This is a genomic window from Streptomyces sp. ADMS (assembly GCF_033441795.1).
GTDB lineage: Bacteria > Actinomycetota > Actinomycetes > Streptomycetales > Streptomycetaceae > Streptomyces.
In genome coordinates this window covers 1-20,160 of sequence record NZ_JAVFVX010000123.1, presented here as the reverse complement: position 1 = coordinate 20,160, position 20,160 = coordinate 1, and the positions used below count along the sequence as shown (strand labels likewise).

General features: G+C 71.2%; 17 protein-coding genes. 8 read left to right on the top strand and 9 right to left on the bottom strand.

Translation table 11 applies throughout. From position 1 onward, the window contains the following. Positions 1 to 291: 291 nt before the first annotated feature. From cseC to RB628_RS34110, 5 genes are all read right to left on the bottom strand, one after another. Positions 292 to 1,635, bottom strand: a complete 1,344-nt coding sequence (gene cseC, locus RB628_RS34130) for a two-component system sensor histidine kinase CseC (RefSeq protein WP_318324504.1) — start codon at positions 1,633 to 1,635, stop codon at positions 292 to 294. An 8-nt stretch (positions 1,636 to 1,643) separates the two neighbouring features. Continuing rightward, entirely contained in the window at positions 1,644 to 2,351 is a 708-nt protein-coding gene (gene cseB / locus RB628_RS34125; protein ID WP_318324503.1) for a two-component system response regulator CseB, read from the bottom strand. A gap of 74 nt (positions 2,352 to 2,425) precedes the next feature. Beyond that, on the bottom strand, positions 2,426 to 3,073 hold the full coding sequence (locus RB628_RS34120) for a hypothetical protein (RefSeq protein WP_318324502.1): 648 nt from the start codon (positions 3,071 to 3,073) through the stop codon (positions 2,426 to 2,428). Between the two features lie 116 nt (positions 3,074 to 3,189). Beyond that, positions 3,190 to 3,732, bottom strand: a complete 543-nt coding sequence (locus RB628_RS34115) for a SigE family RNA polymerase sigma factor (protein WP_105976029.1) — start codon at positions 3,730 to 3,732, stop codon at positions 3,190 to 3,192. 275 nt (positions 3,733 to 4,007) lie between these two features. Then, on the bottom strand, positions 4,008 to 4,916 hold the full coding sequence (locus RB628_RS34110) for an A/G-specific adenine glycosylase (protein ID WP_318324501.1): 909 nt from the start codon (positions 4,914 to 4,916) through the stop codon (positions 4,008 to 4,010). A gap of 336 nt (positions 4,917 to 5,252) precedes the next feature. Here RB628_RS34110 and RB628_RS34105 point away from each other — a divergent pair, with 336 nt between their 5' ends. Further along, positions 5,253 to 6,095, top strand: a complete 843-nt coding sequence (locus RB628_RS34105) for a hypothetical protein (RefSeq protein ID WP_318324500.1) — start codon at positions 5,253 to 5,255, stop codon at positions 6,093 to 6,095. Positions 6,096 to 6,213: 118 nt separating this feature from the next. Here RB628_RS34105 and disA read toward each other — a convergent pair whose 3' ends face one another. Together disA and radA are read right to left on the bottom strand one after the other, a co-directional pair. Beyond that, positions 6,214 to 7,338 carry a DNA integrity scanning diadenylate cyclase DisA gene (gene disA, locus RB628_RS34100; RefSeq protein ID WP_318324499.1) on the bottom strand — a complete coding sequence of 375 codons (1,125 nt, stop codon included), beginning with the start codon at positions 7,336 to 7,338 and terminating at the stop codon, positions 6,214 to 6,216. An 81-nt stretch (positions 7,339 to 7,419) separates the two neighbouring features. Next, positions 7,420 to 8,829, bottom strand: coding sequence for a DNA repair protein RadA (gene radA / locus RB628_RS34095; RefSeq protein ID WP_318324498.1), 1,410 nt, complete (start codon positions 8,827 to 8,829; stop codon positions 7,420 to 7,422). Positions 8,830 to 9,037: 208 nt separating this feature from the next. Here radA and RB628_RS34090 point away from each other — a divergent pair, with 208 nt between their 5' ends. Then, entirely contained in the window at positions 9,038 to 10,822 is a 1,785-nt protein-coding gene (locus tag RB628_RS34090) for a BACON domain-containing protein (RefSeq protein ID WP_318324497.1), read from the top strand. Positions 10,823 to 10,860: 38 nt separating this feature from the next. On the opposite strand, the gene RB628_RS34085 is transcribed toward RB628_RS34090, so the two are convergent. Continuing rightward, positions 10,861 to 11,709, bottom strand: a complete 849-nt coding sequence (locus RB628_RS34085; protein ID WP_318324496.1) for a hypothetical protein — start codon at positions 11,707 to 11,709, stop codon at positions 10,861 to 10,863. 83 nt (positions 11,710 to 11,792) lie between these two features. On the opposite strand from RB628_RS34085, the gene RB628_RS34080 reads away from it, so the two are divergent. From RB628_RS34080 to ilvD, 4 genes are all read left to right on the top strand, one after another. After that, positions 11,793 to 12,737 (top strand): Ppx/GppA phosphatase family protein, encoded by a 945-nt coding sequence (locus RB628_RS34080; protein ID WP_318324495.1) that lies wholly within the window; start codon positions 11,793 to 11,795, stop codon positions 12,735 to 12,737. Between the two features lie 161 nt (positions 12,738 to 12,898). Continuing rightward, positions 12,899 to 13,738, top strand: coding sequence for a sugar phosphate isomerase/epimerase (locus RB628_RS34075; RefSeq protein WP_318324494.1), 840 nt, complete (start codon positions 12,899 to 12,901; stop codon positions 13,736 to 13,738). After that, complete coding sequence (locus RB628_RS34070; protein WP_318324493.1) at positions 13,735 to 14,352, top strand: TetR/AcrR family transcriptional regulator; 618 nt, start codon at positions 13,735 to 13,737, stop codon at positions 14,350 to 14,352. Before RB628_RS34075 ends, RB628_RS34070 begins: the two co-directional genes overlap by 4 nt. A gap of 171 nt (positions 14,353 to 14,523) precedes the next feature. After that, positions 14,524 to 16,377, top strand: coding sequence for a dihydroxy-acid dehydratase (gene ilvD / locus RB628_RS34065; protein ID WP_318324492.1), 1,854 nt, complete (start codon positions 14,524 to 14,526; stop codon positions 16,375 to 16,377). Between the two features lie 108 nt (positions 16,378 to 16,485). On the opposite strand, the gene RB628_RS34060 is transcribed toward ilvD, so the two are convergent. Further along, positions 16,486 to 18,696: a protein kinase domain-containing protein gene (locus RB628_RS34060; RefSeq protein ID WP_318324491.1), complete on the bottom strand. Its 2,211-nt coding sequence runs from the start codon at positions 18,694 to 18,696 to the stop codon at positions 16,486 to 16,488. A gap of 183 nt (positions 18,697 to 18,879) precedes the next feature. Here RB628_RS34060 and RB628_RS34055 point away from each other — a divergent pair, with 183 nt between their 5' ends. Further along, a complete protein-coding gene (locus RB628_RS34055) occupies positions 18,880 to 19,239 on the top strand; it encodes an SH3 domain-containing protein (RefSeq protein WP_318324490.1) in 360 nt (119 codons plus the stop codon). A gap of 77 nt (positions 19,240 to 19,316) precedes the next feature. Continuing rightward, positions 19,317 to 19,805, top strand: coding sequence for an EamA/RhaT family transporter (locus RB628_RS34050; protein ID WP_318324489.1), 489 nt, complete (start codon positions 19,317 to 19,319; stop codon positions 19,803 to 19,805). Positions 19,806 to 20,160: the final 355 nt, after the last annotated feature.

Sequence of the window (20,160 nt, the reverse complement as noted above, 5' to 3'; positions counted from 1 at the left end):
GGCGACGCGGCCGTGCTCGGTGCTCCGGGCGGCTGTTCCTGCGGGTCCAGCGAATCGCGCAGCAGAGTCGGAGCGCCGGACGGGCTGGAGAAGGTCTGGAGCAGTGCCGGGGGCGGGTGGGCGGGAAGGAAGGTTGGGCAACCCGGCGCGGAACGCCGGACGGGCTGGGTTGCCTCGGCCTGCGCTGGACAGATGCGGCAAACGGGGAGGCGGTGGGAAACGCGGCCTGGGCTGCACCGACCTCTGCTCACAAGCGCCGGACGCGATGGGTGTGCCCTGGGGCCGGGCCCCTCAGCCGCGGGCCTTTGGCAGCATCGGGTAGCTGCCCGTGTTCGTCGGGGCGTGTTCCGGCAGCCACAGGACCGCTACCGCTCCCTCCGTGGGAACGTCGTCCGGGGCGCCCGGTGGGCGTATGTTGCGGAACGTGAGGCGGGCGCCCAGGACTCGGGCCTGGCCTGCGGCGATGGTGAGGCCAAGACCGTGGCCGTGACCCGAACGGTCACTGCTCCCCGTACGGAAGCGGCTCGGACCGTCCGCCAGCAGGTCCTCGGGGAAGCCGGCGCCGTGGTCGCGTACGCGGATGACCCGGCCCTCGACGGAGACCTCTATGGGCGCCTTTCCGTGCCGTGCCGCGTTGGCCAGCAGATTGAACAGCACGCGCTCCAGCCGACGCGGATCGGTCGTGACCTCCGACTCGTGCACCACGTGTACGGCGATCTCCGGGTCCTTCGCGAGCACCCGCCGGGCCACGAACTCGCCCAGCATGATGTCCTGCAACTCGGCCCGCTCCGACGCACCGTCGAGACGGGCCACCTCCAGGACGTCCTCGACCAGCGTGCGCATGGCCTTTGCCCGGTCCAGGACCAACTCGGTCGGGCGCCCGGGAGGGAGGAGTTCGGCGGCCGTCAGCAGACCCGTCACCGGCGTACGCAACTCGTGCGCGATGTCGGCGGTGACCCGCCGCTCCGCCTCCAGGCGCTGCTGCAGCGTGTCCGCCATCGCGTCCACGGCCCGGGCGAGGTCGTCGGTCTCGTCCCGTACGACACCGCCGATGGCGTCCCGCACCCGTACGTCCGTCTCGCCCTTGGCGACCTGGTTCGCTGCGGCCGCCGCCTTGCGCAGCCGGCGCGACAGCTGGGCGCCGATGAGCACCCCGAGCGCGCTGCCGCCGAGGACGACGGCGATCGAACCGATGATCAGCGCCTGGTCGAGGTCGGCCATGATGTCCGTACTGCGGTCGGTGAACCCGGTGTGCAGCGACATGATGTGCCCGTCCCTGAGCGGCACGGCCGCCCAGATGTCCGGCGCCCCGTCCGGCCGGTCGGTCACATAGGTCGCCCGGCGGCCCTGCGCCGCCTTCTCCCGCAGCTCCTGCGGCAGATTCGGGTCGTCGACCTTGATACCGGGGAAGTTGGGCCGCCCCGACAGGTTGTAGTTGCTCTGCCCGATCAGCACACGTTCGTCCGCGAGGTCGCGCGCGCCGTCCAGCATCGAGACCCGGGCCGCGTTGTGCACGACCAGGCTGAGCGTTACCGCCACGAGCGCGCCCACCAGCGCGATGGCGGCGCTCAGCTTCCATCTGAGCCCGGTGTGGATGCCCGCGATGCCCGCGAACCGGATTCCTCTGAGACGCATGGGCCCGCTCAGGCCTTCAACTTGTAGCCGAAGCCGCGGACCGTCTCGATCCGGTCCTGTCCGATCTTCGTACGCAGCCGTTGCACATGGACGTCGACGACCCGGGTGTCGCCGCCCCAGCCGTAGTCCCACACGCGTTCGAGGAGCCTGTCGCGAGAGAGAACCGTGCGCGGAGCGGAGGAGAACTCCAGCAGCAGCCGCATCTCGGTGGGCGTCAGCGCCACCGGCCGGCCCTCCTTGCGGACCTCCATGCCCTCGGTGTCGATTTCCAGGTCGCCGAAGACGAGCACCCCGCCGGTCACGGGCGCGCCGCCCTCCGCGGCAGCCGCGTTCGGACCGCTCGCGTGACCGAAGCGGCGCAGGACCGCGCGGATCCGGGCGACCAGGACGGCCCCGTCGAAGGGCTTCGTGACGTAGTCGTCGGCGCCCGCCTCCAGGCCCAGGACCACGTCGATCGAGTCGGCGCGCGCGGAGAGCATGATCACCGGCACGGTGGACTCGTCGCGGATGCGGCGGCACAGACTGACCCCGTCGAGGCCCGGGACCATGACGTCCAGCAGGGCGATGTCGGGGCGGTCCGCGCGGAACGCCTCCAGGCCCGAGAGTCCGTCGGGCATGGCGGTGACCGCGAAGCCGTCCCGCTCCAGGGCGAGTTGGGTGGCCTCGCGGATGACGTCGTCGTCCTCGACGAAGAGGACGTGGGTCTGGTCTGCCATCCCGGGTTCTCTCAGTTCTCGTCTCGTGCGGGCGGTGCGGGGTCGGTAGGGGTTCAGTACAGGGGCATGCGGGGTCAGTTCGGGGCCGTCGTCGGTGCGGCGCCGTCGACGGCGCCGCTGTACTCGTTGTGCGTGCGGTACTCCAGGGTGAAGCGGCCCGCCGTCCACCGGTAGGTGATCACATTCTCGCCGGACGGGCTCGTCACCGGGTCGTCCTTCTTGTACACCTGCTTGGTGACCACCAGATCGCCGCGGTCTATCTCCGCGTAGACCGGCGACTCCTCGGCCCTGAAGACGTTCCGGTAGCCGTCACCCGCCTCGCGGTACACGTAGGAGCCGACGCCCACGGCATCGCTGCACGTCATGACGTTGACGACGACGTCGTCGACGGCCCCGTCCGTCAGGTCGCCGTACGACACGTCCACCGGGTACTCGTCCCCGACGCACGGCTTCAGCGCGCGCTTGACCGAGGCCGCGACCCCCGGGTCGTCCATGACGAGCCTGACCGCGTTCACGTCGTCCGGAGTGGCATACGCGGAGGGTGCGGCGGAGGGGCTCAGCTTGCCCGCGACGGCGTCGGAGCCGGCCGGGCCCTCGTCACGGGCACCGGTGCCGCCGGTGGCGCAGGCGGAGACGAAAAGGGTGAGGGCGGCGAGCACGGCCGTCGCCGTGATCACCGCCTGAAAGGCCCGCCCTGCCGGGGCGGACACGGCCGTCCCCATGAGCAGCCCCGGGGAATGCCCTGCCCGCTCCCGTGAACCCGGACCGGGATCCGGGGGTGGGTCCGCGTCCGGGTCCCGGTCCGTCCGTGGGACTCCGGGTTCGGTCGCCCCTGTGCCTAGGCCGCGCAACGCTCCCGCTCCTCATGCTCCAGCGCGCGTGCGTCCAGATCGCGGGCCTCCAGCTCCTCCCGGAGCCGGGCGAGCGCCCGGTGCAGCGTGCTTTTGACGGTGCCGGCCGACATGCCGAGGGCGGCGGCCGTCTCCTCCGTGGACATCTGCTCCCAGTGTCGCAGCACGACGACACTCCGCTGCTTGGGTGCGAGCACCTTCATGACATCCATCAGGAGGGCACGGTCCGCGTGCTGCTCGGTCGAGTCGTCGACACACGCGTCCGGGAGCTGCTCGGTGGGTACCTCCTCCAGCTTGCGCGCCCGCCACCACTCGGTCCGGGTGTTGATCATCACCCGGCGGAGGTAGGCGTCCGCGAGCCGCTTGTCGGCTATGCCCTCCCAGCGGCCGTACGTCCGCACGAGCGCCGTCTGCAGCAGGTCCTGGGCGTCGACGGGGTCCGGGACCAGTCGACGGGCGCTGCGCAACAGCGCGTCCTGCCGTGTGCGGACGTACTCCTCGAATTCGAGCACCTCGCCCTGCTGCGACATCTCGACCGCCTCCCGATCCCCGTTTCCGGCCTGTCTGCCGGCCGGCTTTCACTGCCCTGTGGTCTGTACAGGGACGAAGCTACGGAGGCGTTGTCACGGGGTTGTCCGAGCCAGCCTGCGGGGAGCGCGCGGCTGTCCGTCGGTTGTGTAACGGAAGTAGGGAAGGGGTTAGCGGACAGTGCAGTTGGTGGTGTTATGGGGTGATTTGGTGGCGTGCCGGGGTGTTACGGAAGGCCGGGTGTGTGTGTCGGCTGTGTCCGTCCCGGCTGTCCGTCTCAGCTGTGAGGCAGGCGGTACAGCCCGCCCGGCAGGGGCTCGACCAGACCGTCGGAGACAAGACCGTCGAGGGCCCGGGCACGCTGGACCGGCTCGTGCCACACGCTGTCGAGCGCGGCCTGCGGTACGGGGGTGTGGGCTTCGCGGAGTACGGCGAGCAGCTTGCCGCGCACCTGACGGTCCGTGCCCGCGTACGTCTGGCCACGGCGGGCCGGACCTTCGTGCGCGGGCTTCCCGGCGAGCCGCCAGGCGCACTGGGCGGCGATCGGACAGCGGTGACAGGTCTCGTTCCTGGCCGTGCAGACGAGCGCGCCGAGCTCCATGGAGGCGGCGGCCCAGCGGGCGGCCGTGTGCTCGTCGTCCGGCAACAGGGCGCGGGCGAGCTTGCGTTCGGCGGCGGTGGTGGCGTTCGGGGGGTACTGAACGCCGGCGACGGCACGGGCGAAGACACGGCGGACGTTCGTGTCCAGTACGGCGTGCCGCTGGCCGTAGGCGAACGAGGCGACGGCCGCGGCCGTGTACTCGCCGATGCCGGGCAGCGCGAGCAGCTGGGCGTGCTCGGTGGGTACGTCGCCACCGTGGCGTTCCGTTATGGCGGCGGCGGCGCCGTGCAGGCGCAGGGCGCGGCGCGGGTAGCCGAGCCGGCCCCAGGCGCGGACGGCTTCGCCGGAGGGGTCGGCGGCGAGGTCGGCGGGGCGGGGCCAGCGGGCGAGCCACTGCTCGTAGACGGGCAGTACGCGGTTGACGGGCGTCTGCTGCAGCATGAACTCGCTGACCATCACGCCCCAGGGGCCGGCGTCCGGGCGCCGCCAGGGCAAATCGCGGGCGTGTTCGTCGAACCAGTCGATGACGGGGGAGTGGAGGGGGGTGCTGTCGTCGCGGTGCGTGGGCTTCGTGGGCGCAGTCATGGCGGTTCCGATCCTGCCATGTGGGGGTGCGGGGTTGTGCGATGCGGTGCGGCGTGGAGGTGGGTGTTTCGCCCCCGCCGCCCTTACCCGTCCCATCCCTGGGGGCTGCCGCCCTCAGAGCCCTGCTTCGACTCTGAGGCGGCCTTGTCCTCAAACGCCGGACGGGCTGGAGTCGAAATGCTCCGGGCTGCACCCACCCCACCCTGAACTACTCCCTGTTCGGAAGGAGTTCAGCCACGTCACCACCCCCTTCGCCGGGATGATGATCCGGAAAAGTTGAGGCCCCGGCGGCGGGTGGGGCGAGTGAACGGTCCGATCTCTCGTACAGTTTGCGCCGTGGGATCTATGCGCAATCCGGTCGGGCCGCTTCCCTCCTCCATCTACTGGCGACGGAGGGCCGTTCTGCTGTCTGTGCTCGCTCTGCTGACGCTACTGATCGTCTGGGTCGTCACCTCCGGCAGCGGAGGCGGGAACAACGGCACGAACGGCGCCAACGGCAAGAACCCCGTGCAGACGATCACCCCGGGACCGTCCGGTTCGGGCCCCGCGATCAGTCAAGCCCCGGGCGGACGCGATGAGTCGGCCGGTACGGAAACCGGCGGCTCGGAATCCGGCTCCGGCTCGGCGGGCTCCGGCGACTCCAGCGGTTCGGGCGGGTCCGATGGGTCCGGCAGCGGCAGCGGGTCCGCCGGGACGGGCGGCGGCGCCGGCGGTACGGACGACGGCGTGAACGGCAGCGTCGGCAGCAGCGACACCCTTCCGGCCGGTTCCACCCTGCCCAACTGCGCAGCCGGCGTCGTCCAGTTGACCCTGCGCAGTGTGCAGAACACGTACGCGCCCGACGAGACGCCCACCTTCCAGCTGATCGCCAGGAACACCTCAGCCAACGACTGCAAGGTCGACCTCGGTCCGAAGGTCGCGGTGGTGACGATCACGCAGGCGAGCAGCGACGACGACATCTGGTCCTCGGACGACTGCCCCAAGGACACGGCCGGTCTGCTGTTCCGTGTCTCGGCCGGCGGCAGCATCACGTACACGTTCGAGTGGGACCGCAAGGCGAGCGCCCCCGAGTGCGCCACACCGGAGGCGGGGTCCGCGGAAGCCGGTACCTACCTGGTCGAGGCCCAGACCCAGGGCTTCACGATCGCACCGACGTCATTCGTACTGGGCAAGGACTGAGCGGGCCAGGGATCGAGCAGGGCAGCGTCAGCCAGGAACGGGACCGGCCGGGAACGGGACCGGCCGGGAACGGGACCGGCCAGGAACCGGACCCAGTGGGTCGGTCTGTCCGTCCCGCCTACACGTACCGTTCCAGAATCGACGACTCCGCCAGCCGCGACAGCCCCTCCCGCACGCTGCGCGCCCTCGCCTCGCCGACCCCGTCCACCGTCTGCAGGTCGTCGACGCTCGCCGCCAGCAGCTTCTGCAGGCCGCCGAAGTGTTCCACCAGGCGGTCGATGATCGCGCCGGGCAGGCGCGGCACCTTCGCCAGGAGGCGGAAGCCGCGGGGGGAGACCGCCGAGTCGAGGGTCTCGGGTGAGCCCGTGTAGCCCAGCGCCTTGGCCACCGTGGAGAGTTCGAGCAGTTCGGCGTGGCTGAGCGCGTCGAGTTCCGCGAGCGCCTCGTCGACCGTGCGGGAGCGTTTGGCGGTCGGCTCGGGAACGTAGTCCCGGACCACCAGCTCGCGCTCCGGCTCCACACCCGCGATCAACTCGTCGAGCTGAAGGGCCAGAAGCCGTCCGTCGGTGCCCAACTCGAGCACGTACCCGGCGATTTCCGTCGCGATGAGGCGGACCATCTCCAGGCGCTGCACCACCGCCGAGACGTCACGGACCGTCACCAGGTCCTCGATCTCCAGCGCGGAGAGCGTGCCCGCGACCTCGTCGAGGCGGAGCTTGTAGCGCTCCAGGGTCGCCAGGGCCTGGTTCGCGCGGGAGAGGATCGCGGCCGAGTCCTCCAGGACACGGCGCTGGCCGTCCACGTACAGCGCGATCAGTCTCATGGACTGGGAGACCGAGATGACCGAGAAGCCCACCTGTTTCGACACACGGTCGGCGGTGCGGTGCCGCGTGCCCGTCTCGTCGGTGGGGATCGTCGGGTCCGGGACCAGTTGGACGCCGGCCCGCAGGATCTTGGACAGGTCCGAGGAGACCACGATGCCGCCGTCGAGCTTGCACAGCTCGCGCAGCCTGGTCGCCGAGAACTCGACGTCCAGGACGAAACCGCCCGTGCACATCGCCTCGACGGTCTTGTCGGAGCCGAGCACGATGAGTCCGCCGGTGTTGCCGCGGAGAATCCGTTCAAGCCCGTCGCGCAGCGCCGTGCCGGGTGCCACGGCGCTCAGTGAGGCGCGCATCAGGCCATCGGCACCGGAGCTCCCACCGGACTTTCCGGGAGCTGCTGCCCGGTCGTTGGCTGCCACTGCACTCCTCCGGTCGCAGGATCTGGGGTGCTCCCGTTTCGCACACTGGGTTCGTACGCACGGGCGAGACCTGGGCAAAGTCTACCGGCGGTCCTCCCCGTCCCGTGGGGCCTCTCTCCTACGCGACCTCGGAAGCACCCGGAGCGCCTCCCCCATGTCGGCGACTTCGAGGACCTTCATACCGGTGGGGACCTTGCCAGGGTCCGACGGAACGAGGGCGTGGGTGAAGCCCAGACGGTGGGCTTCGGAGAGGCGGCGCTGGACCCCCGTCACCCGTCTGACCTCGCCCGCGAGGCCCACTTCGCCGATCGCGACCAGGTTTTTCGGCAGCGGGGTGTCGCTGGCGGCGGAGGCCAGCGCAAGGGCGATCGCGAGGTCCGCGGCAGGCTCGGAGAGCTTCACCCCGCCCACCGTCGCCGAATAGATGTCCCGCTTTCCGAGCGCGCTGATCCTGCCCCGTTGTTCGAGAACCGCGAGCATCATCGAGACCCGGGACGTCTCCAGACCCGACGTCGTACGTCTCGGGGAGGGGATCTGCGAGTCGACGGTGAGCGCCTGGACCTCGGCGACGAGCGGGCGGCGGCCCTCCAGGGTGACGGTCAGACAGGTGCCCGGCACCGGCTCGGCGCGCCGCGTCAGGAACAGGCCGCTCGGGTCGGCGAGGCCCGTGATGCCCTCGTCGTGCAGCTCGAAGCAGCCGACCTCGTCCGTCGTGCCGTAACGGTTCTTGACGCCCCGGACGAGACGGAGGCGGGCGTGCCGGTCGCCCTCGAAGGACAGGACCACGTCCACCAGGTGTTCCAGGAGACGCGGGCCGGCGATCGCGCCGTCCTTGGTGACATGGCCCACCAGGAGCGTCGACATGCCGCGCTCCTTGGAGACGCGGATCAGCGCCCCGGCGACCTCGCGGACCTGCGCCATACCGCCCGGCGCACCGTCGATCTCGGGGGAGGCCACCGTCTGTACGGAGTCGAGGATCAGGAGCGACGGTTTCACGGCGTCCAGGTGGCCCAGCACCGCTGCCAGGTCCGTCTCCGCCGCGAGGTACAGGTGGTCGTCGATCGCCTTGATGCGGTCGGCGCGCAGCCGGACCTGGCTCGCGGACTCCTCGCCCGTGATGTACAGGGTGCGGTGCTCGTCGCTCGCCGACTTCGCCGCCACGTCCAGGAGGAGCGTCGACTTGCCCACGCCCGGTTCACCGGCCACGAGAACCACGGCCCCCGGGACCAGCCCGCCGCCGAGTACGCGGTCCAGTTCGGGTACGCCGGTGGTGCGTGCGGTGGCCTGGCGGCCGTCTACCTGGCCGATGGGGACCGCGGAGGTGGTGACGCGGCCCGGTGCCGTCGTACGGACCGCGGGCGCGCCGTACTCCTCCACCGTGCCCCAGGCCTGGCACTCGGAGCAGCGGCCGAGCCACTTGACCGTCTGCCAGCCGCACTCGGTGCAGCGGTAGGACGGTCGGTCCTTCGCGGTCTTCGTACGGGCAGCCATGAGACGAACCGTATCCGGGACCACTGACATCACCGTCGGCGACGGGTGCCGGCAGCCGCGCTCCCCGCACGAACCGGCCACGTCAGATCGGGAACGAGCCACGCGATCCGGGGTTACTGTCCCCTATTGAGGGATCGTTTCACCCGTACGGATTAAATGTGCTCAAGGTGGGAGAAGCGGTCGTCGTAAGGCGCCTACGGTCGCACGGATGATGAGCAGCAGTCCGGACACCCCGACCCGCAGCACCGGCGCACACCGGGCGCACCGTGAGGCGCGCGACCGGGCGGCGGGGCGCACGCTCGTCCAGCGCCCGCCCGCACGCTACGAGCCGTATCTGGACGGCCTGTTCACCTACTGCCTCTCCGTCCTGTGCGACCACGACACGGCGACCGCCGCCCTCGGTGACGTCCTGGCGCTCGCCGAGCGCCGCAGCCCGCGCGGCCCGGAGTCCGCCGGTGACCGCAGGGCCTGGCTCTACGCCCTGGCCCGCTGGGCCTGCCTGCGCAAGCTGGCCGAGGCCAAGCAGAAACGTCAGAGCACGCACGCGGCCGGCCGCCGCGGCAGGCGGCAGGCGTCCGCCGCCCCCGCTCCCCAGGCCACCCCCGACTCCGCCGCCCCCGTGTCCGAAGAGGCCCAGGAAGCGCACCGCCGTGAACTGGCCCAGCTCGCCTGGCCGGAGGCCGCCGGCACCACCCCCGAACAGCGCGAGGCACTCGAACTCGCCGTGCGCCACAAGCTCGCCGCCCATGAGGTCGCCGCCGTCCTGGGCATGGACGCCACCGCCGCCCGCGAACTGCTCGCCTCCGCCGCCTGCGAGGTCGAACGCACCCGCGCCGCCCTCGCCGTCGTCGAGACCGGCGCCTGTCCGAGCGTCGCCCGTCTCACCGGCGACCACCAGCTGGTGCTCAGCAGCGCACTGCGCCGCGAGCTGGTCCGGCATGTCGACGACTGTCCGCGCTGCCGCCGTACCGCCGAGCGCGCCGCCCCCGACGCCTGGCCCGGGACCAGCGTCACGCCCGCCGAGCTGCCCGTCCTGGAGGCGCCCCGCGCGGCCCTGCACGTCGCCATGGCACACCTCCCGCGCGCGCGGGGCGCCGCCGCTCCGCGCTTCGACCGGCGCGGCTTCCCGATGGACCCCAAGGACCGCGCCGCCCGAAGGGACCGCCTACGCGCGCGTGCCGTCACGACCACGGTCGTCGCCACCGTGGTGGCCGCCCCCGTCCTCGCCCTGTGGGCGGCCTACCGCGGGGCCCCGATGACCGGCGAGGGCGGCCCCGGGGACCGCTCGGCCACCGCGAGCGAGGCGCAGCGCCCCGACATCCTCGACGACCGGGCCGGGAGCGGCGGCTACGAGAACACGGGCAACGCCGGCAACGCGGGCACCGGCCCCGGCAGCGGTCTCCTCAGGAAGGACGCCGGCTCACCGGACGTCTCCGTGGAGGTCGTCAGTGCGGTCCCCGGCGCGAAGGAGAGCCCGGGCCTGCTCACCGTGGAGGCCTCCAGCGACGGGGACACGACGCTCATCACCCTCACCGCGTCCGGGCACACGCCAGTGCGCTGGACGGCGTCCACAGGAGCGTCCTGGCTGTATCCGAGCCGGTCGTCGGGAACGCTGCGACCCGGAGAGTCGGTCACGATCAAGGTGTACGTCGACCCTTTGCGCGAGCCGGCCGGCCACTGGAGCGCACGGGTGTCGATCGCACCCGGAGCCGCCGTCGTCTCCATCGAGGGGTACGGCACCGCGCCCGCACCCTCGAACCCACCGGCCCCGCCGGCCCCCGGCCCGTCCCGCCCGACGACTCCGCCCCCGACCCCGCACCCGACGACCTCCGCGCCCGCGCCCCCCAGCGACCCGCCACCGTCCTCACCGGCCCCGGACCCGGAACCCACGCAGACTCCCACCCCGACGGCCTCGGTGACCTCGACCCCGGCCGACCCCGGAGGCTCGTCGCCGCCCGTCGGCAGCGGTGCCCCCAGCACCCCGGCGTCCTAGCCGGCCACCGTGAACCGACGGCAGTCGATGAACGGGGATCAGCGGACTGGATCAGCCGGATGCGGAGCCAGCAGCGGCAACTGCGAGGCCAGCCGCTCCTCACAGAGCTCGACCAGCCGGTCGTACCCCGCCTTGCCCATCAGCTCGACCAGCTCCGGCCGGTACGAGACGTACACCGGGTCGCCCGCGCCGTGTGCCGAGGTCGCAGACGTGCACCACCAGTGCAGGTCGTGGCCGCCCGGACCCCAGCCGCGCCGGTCGTACTCACCGATCGACACCTGGAGCACGCGCGTGTCGTCGGGCCGGTCGATCCAGTCGTACGTCCGCCGCACCGGAAGCTGCCAGCAGACGTCCGGCTTGGTCTCCAGGGGCTCGCGGCCCTCCCGCAGTGCCAGGATGTGCAGCGAGCAGCCCACGCCGCCCGCGAACCCGGGCCGGTTCTGGAAGATGCACGACCCCTGGTACGGCCGGGTCTGCCGCGAGCCCTCCTCGTCCTCGGAGGTCCAGCCGGACTCGGTGCCGATGTCGTGGTGCTGCCAGATGTCGGGCGTGAGCCGCGCCACATGTCCGGCGACGCGCTTCTCGTCGTCCTCGTCGGAGAAATGGGCGCCCAGCGTGCAGCAGCCGTCGTCCGCGCGACCGGCCTGGATGCCCTGGCAGCCGCTTCCGAAGACGCAGTTCCAGCGAGAGGTCAGCCATGTCAGATCACAGCGGAAGACCTGCTCGTGGTCCGCCGGATCAGGGAACTCCACCCACGCGCGCGCGAAGTCGAGCCCTTTCTCGTCGCTCGCCCTGGCCGACTTCGAGGATTTCGAGGACCTCGGGGACTTCGCTGGGAGGGCTGACACTGCCGACTTGTCGGCCTTTGCCTTTTTCGTCTTTGGCACGCGTCCAGGGTAAGTCGCCCAGACCCCCTTCCGGCACCGCTCCGGGGACGGATGCGGGCACGGCTGGCAGTAGCGTTCCGTCCATGAGACTCGGTGTCCTCGACGTGGGATCGAACACGGTGCATCTGCTGGTGGTGGATGCGCACCCGGGCGCGCGCCCGCTGCCCGCGCATTCGCACAAGGTCGAGCTGCGGCTCGCCCAACTCCTCGACGACGGCGGAGCCATCGGCCCCGAAGGGGTCGACAAACTCGTCGCCGTGGTCCAGGACGCGCTCCAGGCCGCCGAGGACAAGGGTGTCGAGGACCTGCTGCCGTTCGCGACCTCCGCCGTGCGCGAGGCGAGCAACGCCGACGACGTCCTCGCGCGCGTGCAGGCCGAAACGGGCGTCGAGCTCCAGGTCCTGACCGGTTCCGAGGAGGCCCGCCTCACCTTCCTCGCGGCCCGCCGCTGGTTCGGCTGGTCGGCCGGCAAGCTCCTCGTCCTCGACATCGGCGGCGGCTCCCTGGAGATCGCCTATGGCATCGACGAAGAGCCCGACACCGCGGTCTCCCTCCCGCTCGGCGCCGGCCGCCTGACCGCGGGCTGGCTCCCCGGCGACCCGCCCGACCCCGACGACATCAGGTCCCTGCGCCGCCATGTACGCGCCCAGATCGCCCGTACCGTGGGCGAGTTCAGCCGCTTCGGCGCGCCGGACCACGTCGTGGCCACGTCGAAGACCTTCAAGCAGCTCGCCCGCCTGGCGGGCGCGGCCCGCTCGACGGACGGCCTCTACGTCCAGCGCGAACTGAAGAGCGAGTCCCTCACGACCCTGGTCCCCGAACTCGCCTCCATGACGACAGCGGAACGAGCGGCCCTCCCCGGAGTCTCGGAAAGCCGGGCGGGCCAGCTCGTCGCGGGCGCTCTGGTGGCGGAGGCAGCGATGGACCTCTTCGGCGTGAAGACGCTGGAGGTCTGCCCGTGGGCCCTCAGGGAGGGCGTGATCCTCCGCCGCCTGGACCACATGGGCACCCACATGGGCACCGAGTAGCGGTCCTTCTCCCAGGACCGGCTCCGGCACGCCCCAAGCCCCTGCCTGCCCAGGGGCGCGTAACCGCGCGACAGGCCACACACGACCCGCACGCGCCGAACCCCGACGACGAACAGGCACCCCACCCCCGGCCGACCTACGCACCCCGTACCCTGTCTCCCGTGGCAGAACCAGTCGTACGCATCCCGGATGCGAAGGTCGCGCTGTCCACGGCCTCCGTGTACCCGGAGTCGACGGCGACGGCCTTCGAGATCGCCGCACGCCTCGGATACGACGGTGTCGAGGTCATGGTCTGGACGGACCCCGTAAGCCAGGACATCGAAGCCCTGCGCAGACTGAGCGACTACCACCGCATCCCCGTCCTGGCCATCCACGCCCCCTGCCTCCTCATCACCCAGCGCGTCTGGTCCACGGACCCCTGGACCAAGCTCCAGCGCGCCCAGGCGGCCGCCGAGAAGCTCGGCGCGTCGACCGTCGTCGTGCATCCCCCCTTCCGCTGGCAGCGCCAGTACGCGCGTGACTTCGTCACCGGCATCTGGCGCATGGCCGACGAGACGGACGTACGGTTCGCCGTCGAGAACATGTACCCCTGGCGCTACCGCGACCGGGAGATGCTGGCGTACGCCCCCGACTGGGACGTCACGAAGGACGACTACCGGCACTTCACGATCGACCTCAGCCACACCGCGACGGCCCGCAGCGACGCCATGGAGATGATCGGTGTCATGGGCGACCGCCTCGGCCATGTCCATCTCGCCGACGGCAACGGCTCCAACAAGGACGAGCACCTGGTCCCGGGCCGCGGTACGCAGCCCTGCGCCGAGCTGCTCGAACGGCTCGCGCTCACGGGTTTCGACGGCCATGTCGTGATCGAGGTCAACACCCGCCGGGCGATGTCCGGCGTCGAGCGCGAGGCCGACCTCGCCGAGGCGCTCGCCTTCACCCGCCTCCACCTGGCCTCGGCCGCCAGAGTTGTCCCCGGCGGGGGACCGCGCCCATGACCGGCGCGGCCCCCCGCCGCCGGGGACGTCCCTCCCGTACGGACTCCGCGGACGCCCCCGCCGCCCGCGACCGCATCCTGGCGGCGGCCCGTGAGGAGTTCTCCGAACGGGGTTACGACAAGACGTCCGTACGCGGCATCGCCAAGGCCGCGGGCGTCGACTCGGCACTCGTGCACCACTACTTCGGCACCAAGGAGCAGGTCTTCGAGGCGTCCATCGAGGTCGCCGCCGGACCCCTCCTGAGTGCCCCCGGCTCGATCGCCGAAGGTCCCCCCGACGGCGTCGGCGAGCGGCTGGCCCGCTTCTTCTTCGGGGTCTGGGAGAACCCGGCCACACGCAAGGCACTGCTCGCGATCGTCCGCTCCGCCATGAACAACGAGGCCGCGGCCGGAGTCTTCCGCCGCCTGATCTCCGCCCAGCTGCTGCGTCGCATCGCGGCCCGGCTGGACCTCCCTGACGCCGAACTTCGTGCCGAACTGGCCGCAGCCCAACTGGTGGGGATCGCGATGCTGCGCTACGTCATCAAGGTGGAGCCCTTGGCGTCGGCGGACCCGGAGCAGATCATCGAGAGGGTGGCCCCTGTGATACAGGCCCACCTGACGGCGCCCCGATAGGGGCGCGGGGCTGGGACATGTGCGGCTCCGCCGCGTGGGCGTGACCATCCCCCATGGGACCCGCACCCGGAACCCGAGACGCCCATCCCGTATTCCGGACACCGCGTCGGCCTCCGGAACGACCGGCGTACGCTCGACGTGAGTCACAACTCTCCGAAGGAGCGAGCGACGATGCCCGAGCTCAGGTCCCGCACAGTCACCCACGGCCGCAACATGGCGGGCGCGCGCGCCCTTATGCGCGCCTCCGGTGTACCGGGTGCCGACATCGGGCGGAAGCCGATCATCGCGGTCGCGAACAGCTTCACCGAGTTCGTGCCCGGCCACACCCACCTCCAGCCGGTCGGCCGCATCGTCAGCGAGGCCATCACCGCCGCCGGAGGCATCCCGCGCGAGTTCAACACGATCGCCGTCGACGACGGCATCGCGATGGGCCACGGAGGCATGCTCTACAGCCTCCCCTCCCGCGACCTGATCGCGGACAGCGTGGAGTACATGGTCGAGGCCCACTGCGCCGACGCCCTGATCTGCATCTCCAACTGCGACAAGATCACCCCGGGCATGCTGAACGCGGCACTGCGCCTCAACATCCCCGCGGTCTTCGTCTCCGGCGGCCCGATGGAGTCCGGCCGGGCCACGCTGGTCGACGGCACGGTTCGTACGCTCGACCTGGTCGACGCGATCTCCGACGCCGTGAACGAGAAGATCTCGGACGAGGACATCCTTCGAATCGAGGAGAACGCCTGTCCGACCTGCGGTTCCTGTTCCGGCATGTTCACGGCCAACTCGATGAACTGCCTCGCTGAGGCCATCGGACTCGCCCTCCCCGGCAACGGCTCGGTCCTGGCCACGCACACGGCCCGCCGCGCGCTGTACGAGAACGCGGGCCGCACGGTGATGGACATCACCCGCCGCTACTACGAGCAGGACGACGAGACGGTCCTGCCCCGGAACGTCGCCACCTTCGCGGCCTTCCAGAACGCCATGGCCCTCGACATCGCGATGGGCGGCTCGACCAACACGATCCTGCACCTGCTGGCCGCCGCCCAGGAGGCGGGCGTCCCGTTCGGCCTGGACGACATCAACGAGGTCTCGCGCCGGGTTCCGTGCCTGGCCAAGGTCGCGCCGAACGTCGCCAAGGACCGCACGTACTACATGGAGGACGTGCACCGGGCCGGCGGTATCCCCGCCCTCCTCGGCGAACTGCACCGCGCGGGCCTGCTCAACGAGGACGTGAACTCGGTTCACAGTTCGTCCCTCGCGGACTGGCTGAAGACATGGGACGTGCGCGGCGGCTCACCGTCGCCGGAGGCCCTGGAGCTGTGGCACGCGGCACCCGGCTGTGTGCGCTCGGCGGAGGCCTTCTCCCAGTCGGAGCGCTGGGAGGCCCTCGACGAGGACGCCGCCGGCGGCTGCATCCGCAGCGCCGAACACGCGTACTCGAAGGACGGCGGCCTGGCGGTCCTCAAGGGCAACCTCGCCGTCGACGGCTGCGTCGTGAAGACGGCCGGTGTCGACGAGTCGATCTGGACCTTCGAGGGCCCCGCGGTCGTCTGCGAGTCGCAGGAAGAGGCCGTCGAGAAGATCCTCAACAAGCGGGTCACCGACGGCGACGTCGTCGTCATCCGCTACGAGGGCCCCAAGGGCGGCCCCGGTATGCAGGAGATGCTCTACCCGACCTCGTTCCTCAAGGGCCGCGGTCTCGGCAAGACCTGCGCCCTGGTCACGGACGGCCGCTTCTCCGGCGGCACCTCGGGCCTCTCCATCGGCCACGCCTCCCCCGAGGCGGCTTCCGGCGGCACGATCGCCCTCGTCAGGGACGGCGACCGCATTCGTATCGACATCCCGAACCGCACGATCGAGCTGCTGGTCGCGGACGAGGAGCTGGCGGCCCGCCGCGAGGCCCTGAACGGCGTCTACGCCCCCGTCTCCCGCGAGCGCAAGGTCTCCGCGGCCCTGCGCGCGTACGCGGCGATGGCGACGAGCGCCGACAGGGGCGCGGTGCGGGACGTGTCGAAGCTGGGCTGAGCCCGTATGCCTGTACGGAGGGGCCGCTCCTGAGGAGCGGCCCCTTTCCGTGCGTGCATCCCGTCGCGTACGGGCTTCAGCTGCTGTACGTGCTCCTGGCGCCGGAGGTCACCAGCCGGCCGGGTCGGTCGCGTCCACGGCGAAGACGGAACCGTCGGGAGCGCTCGCGTAGACGCGTCCGCCGGCGGCGACGGGGGCTGGAATCGAGGCGGCGATCGTGTCCGAGGCCGGGCCGAGCCGCGGTGCCGTCTGTCCCGCGAGTTTCCCCGTACGGGCGTTCACCGCGAGCAGCCGTCCGTCGGCGGCCGTGAAGTACACGTACCGCCCGTCGGCGGCCGGCGCCGAGCCGAGGCTCACGGACGTCTCCAGCCGCCAGAGCTGCTTCCCCGCCTTCAGATCCACGGCGATCAGCGCACCTCCGCCGGCCATCAGATAGACGGTGTTCCCGCGCACGACACCATGGGCCCGCTGGAGTGGAACGGTCACATCGACCTTGCGCGAGGTTCCGGTCGCCGGGTCGTAGTCGACGACGGCGACCGTGTCCCCGTACACGGTGTCGAGGGCGGCGAAGAAGACGGAGGCGCCCGCGTCGGTGGTGCCGATGGGCTTCAGCTCCCCGTCCAACCGCTCCTGCCAGCGCACGTCACCCGTGCCCGGGTCCAGGGCGGCGACGCGCGTACTCGCCCCGTCCTCGGCCGTGCTCGTGGCGTAAGCGAGCTGGTCGCCGGCGAAGGAGAACAGCCGCGGGCCGCTCAGACCGGCGATCCGCCGGTTCCATCTGCTGTCACCGGACGCGCTGTCGACGCCGGTGACCTTCCCGTCGGCGCCGGTGAGAAGGGTCATGCCGCCGGCGTATCCGAGGCCGACGCGGTCGGAGACGGTCTCCTGCCACCGGGTGCGGCCCGTGCCGGGATCGAGCGCCTCCAGCCGGGGGCCGTCGTCCAGCGGGGGGTGCACGAGCCCGCCCGACAGGACGGGCGGGCGGCTCGGAACGAGGGTGGCGCTGATCGGGTGCCGCCACAGGACGGTGCCGTCGGCCGGGTCGACGGCGGAGACCAGCCCCGACTGGGCACAGAACAACTTCCCGCCGCCGTACGAGCATTGGGGCATACCGGCGTCGTCGTCGCCGGCCGGCCGCACCGCCCAGGCCCGGAAATTGGCAGCGGCGGCCGTCGTACCGGCCCTGGAGGGACCGTCCGTGGGCGCGGAAACCGGATCACCGCCGCCGGTCACCTGCACCGAGGCGAAGACACCCCCGGCCGCGAGTACGAGCGCACCCGCGGCGAGGACGACGCGCTTGCGCAGCTGCCTCCGATCCGAACGCCGTTCGAGGGAGCCGGAGTTGAGGGAAGGGGAGTCGGGGGAGCCCGCCGAGGGGGAGGCGGCGGAATGGCTGGAGCCTCCCACCTGCCGACCTTCCGACGTGTCCGAGGCACCCAGGGTGTCCGCCGTGCGTCGCTGCTCGGGTATGAACGTCTGGGTGTCGTACGAGGCGGCAATCGACCTGAGTGCCCGCATCAGTTCGTCGGGAGTGGGCCGGTCCTCGGGCTCCTTGGCGAGACAACTCAGCACCAACGGGGCGAGGTTCGTCGGAACGCCGGTCAAGTCGGGCTCGTCGTGCACGACCTGGTAGGCGACCACGTACGGACTGTCGGAGTCGAACGGCCCGCGCCCGGTCGACGCGTGCACCATCACCGAGCCCAGGGCGAAGATGTCGGCGGCGGAACCCACGTCGCGCGGCCGCCGGAACTGCTCGGGTGCCATGAACGGCGGTGTACCGATCAACTTGCCGGTCTCGGTGCGCAGTTCGCTGTCCTTCGGCCGAGAAATGCCGAAGTCGATGACCTTCGGACCGTCCTCGGCGAGCAGTACGTTGCTCGGCTTCAGATCCCGGTGGACGACCCCGACCCGGTGAATGTCCCGCAGTGCCTCGGCAAGCCCGGCCATCAGCCGACGCAGCTGCCCGGCATCCATGGACCCGTTCCGCTTCACCTCCTCGGCAAGGGTCGGACCGGGAATGAACAGGGTGGCCATCCAGGGCCGTTCGGCCTCGGGATCGGCATCGACGACGGGCGCGGTGAAGGCACCGCTGACGCGCCGGGCGGCGGCGATCTCCTGCCGGAACCGCCCTCTGAACTCGGGGTCCTGGGCGAACTCGCCGTGCACGACCTTCACCGCGAGCTTCATCCCGGAGGTACTCCGGGCCAGGTGCACCACGCCCATGCCGCCGGAACCCAGCCGTGACTCCAGACGGTACTGACCGGCGTACTCCGGAAATTCCGCTTCCGCACCGGTTCCGGAGTTCCGCTGTGGCGTCATGGACTCACCCCCGTGCTGTTCGGCCGCGCGCGCGACGCACGGAGCCTAGTCGATGACGGATACGGGACAGAGGCGGCTTGCTGACGCTGGTGTACGAGTTCCGCACATGTGTTTCATGGCGTGTTTGAGGGGTATCAACGGGACCCCATGGCAGTCATGGGGTCCGACGGGGGAGGTTTTTTCATGTCCGCAGAGCACATCGGAGAGAGAACGGCCGACGAGGCCAGGAGCGAGACCGGGGGCCGGACGGAGCTGACGATCACGACGGCAGCGACGGCGACAGCGACGGCGTCCGTCCGCTACTACTCGGTTGCCCCCGGCTACCGCCTGAACGTCCGCAGCGGCCCGGGCACCGGTTACACCATCGTCCGCGTACTGTCCGAGGGCGCCAGGATCCCGATCTACTGTCAGCGCCCCGGCGAGGCGATCACCGGTCCGTACGGAACGTCGAACATCTGGGACAACATCGACAACGGCGAGTACGTCTCGGACGCGTACGTCCTGACGGGCAGTGACGGCTACGTGGCAGCGCGCTGCTCCTGACCCACGCGAGACCACGACCCACCCGGGCACCGGCACCGGCATCAAGGTGCCGGTGCCCGGGTGGCGATAATCGACCCGTGAGCGACAAGAACGCCGGGGGCGGCGACACAGGCCCCAGCCCCGAGCCCATCCGCTTCTTCGGCACGACCTGGGTGGACCACGACGCCGGCTACACGGCCCGCCGGGTGGGAGTGGCCGCCGGCTCGCTGGCGGCGGCGGTGGCGTCCTGCCTGATCCTGCGCTTCGCCTACGAGGGCCTGCGGATCGCGGAAGTGGGAGGCGTGGTGACGCTCCTGGTGGCGGTCATGTTCGCGGTGTGCAGCGCACTGGCGTTCGGTCACACGTGGGGCGCGTTCACCGAACGCCCGGACCCGACCCGCCAGGCCGCTCTCCGCGGCCTCTTGACGATCGGCTTCGTGGGCTCCCTGGCCGCCTACTTCCTCCGCTCCCTGAAGGAGGCCCCCGGCGAAGCCCTGAACCGCCAGGAATACGAGGCGTCGCACGCAGAACACACCCGCCGAACAACACGCCGAACAGGGAACCCGGCGAAGAGGCGCAGGCGGTAGGGAAGAGGAGGCGACCACAGTCCGGGGCCGGCGTCTTCCCCGCCCATGGGCCCCCGACGCTTCTGCAGCCCGGGCGGTACCTCAGCAGAACTGCCCGGCACCATCCAGCCCGTCCGGCATTCGAGGACAGGGCCTGTTTCACGGCCGGCTTCTTTACCACCCACCCGCCCTCGCCGCTTCTGCAACCTGGGCGGTACCTCAACAGCCCGGCCGGTACCTCTTCAGCTCCGGCCGGCAGTTCCAGCCCGTCGGGGGTACCCCCTCTGCGGCGTTTGAGGACGAGGCCCGTTCAGGGCCGTTGGGGGTCTGGGGGCGCAGCCCCCAGGTACGGGATGGGACGGGTAGGGGCGGCGGG

Coding starts and splice junctions, on each gene's coding strand:
- cseC (WP_318324504.1), bottom strand. CDS start 1,635: ATGCGTCTCAGAGGAATCCGGTTCGCGGGCATCGCGGGCATCCACACC.
- cseB (WP_318324503.1), bottom strand. CDS start 2,351: ATGGCAGACCAGACCCACGTCCTCTTCGTCGAGGACGACGACGTCATC.
- RB628_RS34120 (WP_318324502.1), bottom strand. CDS start 3,073: ATGGGGACGGCCGTGTCCGCCCCGGCAGGGCGGGCCTTTCAGGCGGTG.
- RB628_RS34115 (WP_105976029.1), bottom strand. CDS start 3,732: ATGTCGCAGCAGGGCGAGGTGCTCGAATTCGAGGAGTACGTCCGCACA.
- RB628_RS34110 (WP_318324501.1), bottom strand. CDS start 4,916: ATGACTGCGCCCACGAAGCCCACGCACCGCGACGACAGCACCCCCCTC.
- radA (WP_318324498.1), bottom strand. CDS start 8,829: ATGGCTGCCCGTACGAAGACCGCGAAGGACCGACCGTCCTACCGCTGC.
- RB628_RS34090 (WP_318324497.1), top strand. CDS start 9,038: ATGATGAGCAGCAGTCCGGACACCCCGACCCGCAGCACCGGCGCACAC.
- RB628_RS34080 (WP_318324495.1), top strand. CDS start 11,793: ATGAGACTCGGTGTCCTCGACGTGGGATCGAACACGGTGCATCTGCTG.
- RB628_RS34070 (WP_318324493.1), top strand. CDS start 13,735: ATGACCGGCGCGGCCCCCCGCCGCCGGGGACGTCCCTCCCGTACGGAC.
- ilvD (WP_318324492.1), top strand. CDS start 14,524: ATGCCCGAGCTCAGGTCCCGCACAGTCACCCACGGCCGCAACATGGCG.
- RB628_RS34060 (WP_318324491.1), bottom strand. CDS start 18,696: ATGACGCCACAGCGGAACTCCGGAACCGGTGCGGAAGCGGAATTTCCG.
- RB628_RS34055 (WP_318324490.1), top strand. CDS start 18,880: ATGTCCGCAGAGCACATCGGAGAGAGAACGGCCGACGAGGCCAGGAGC.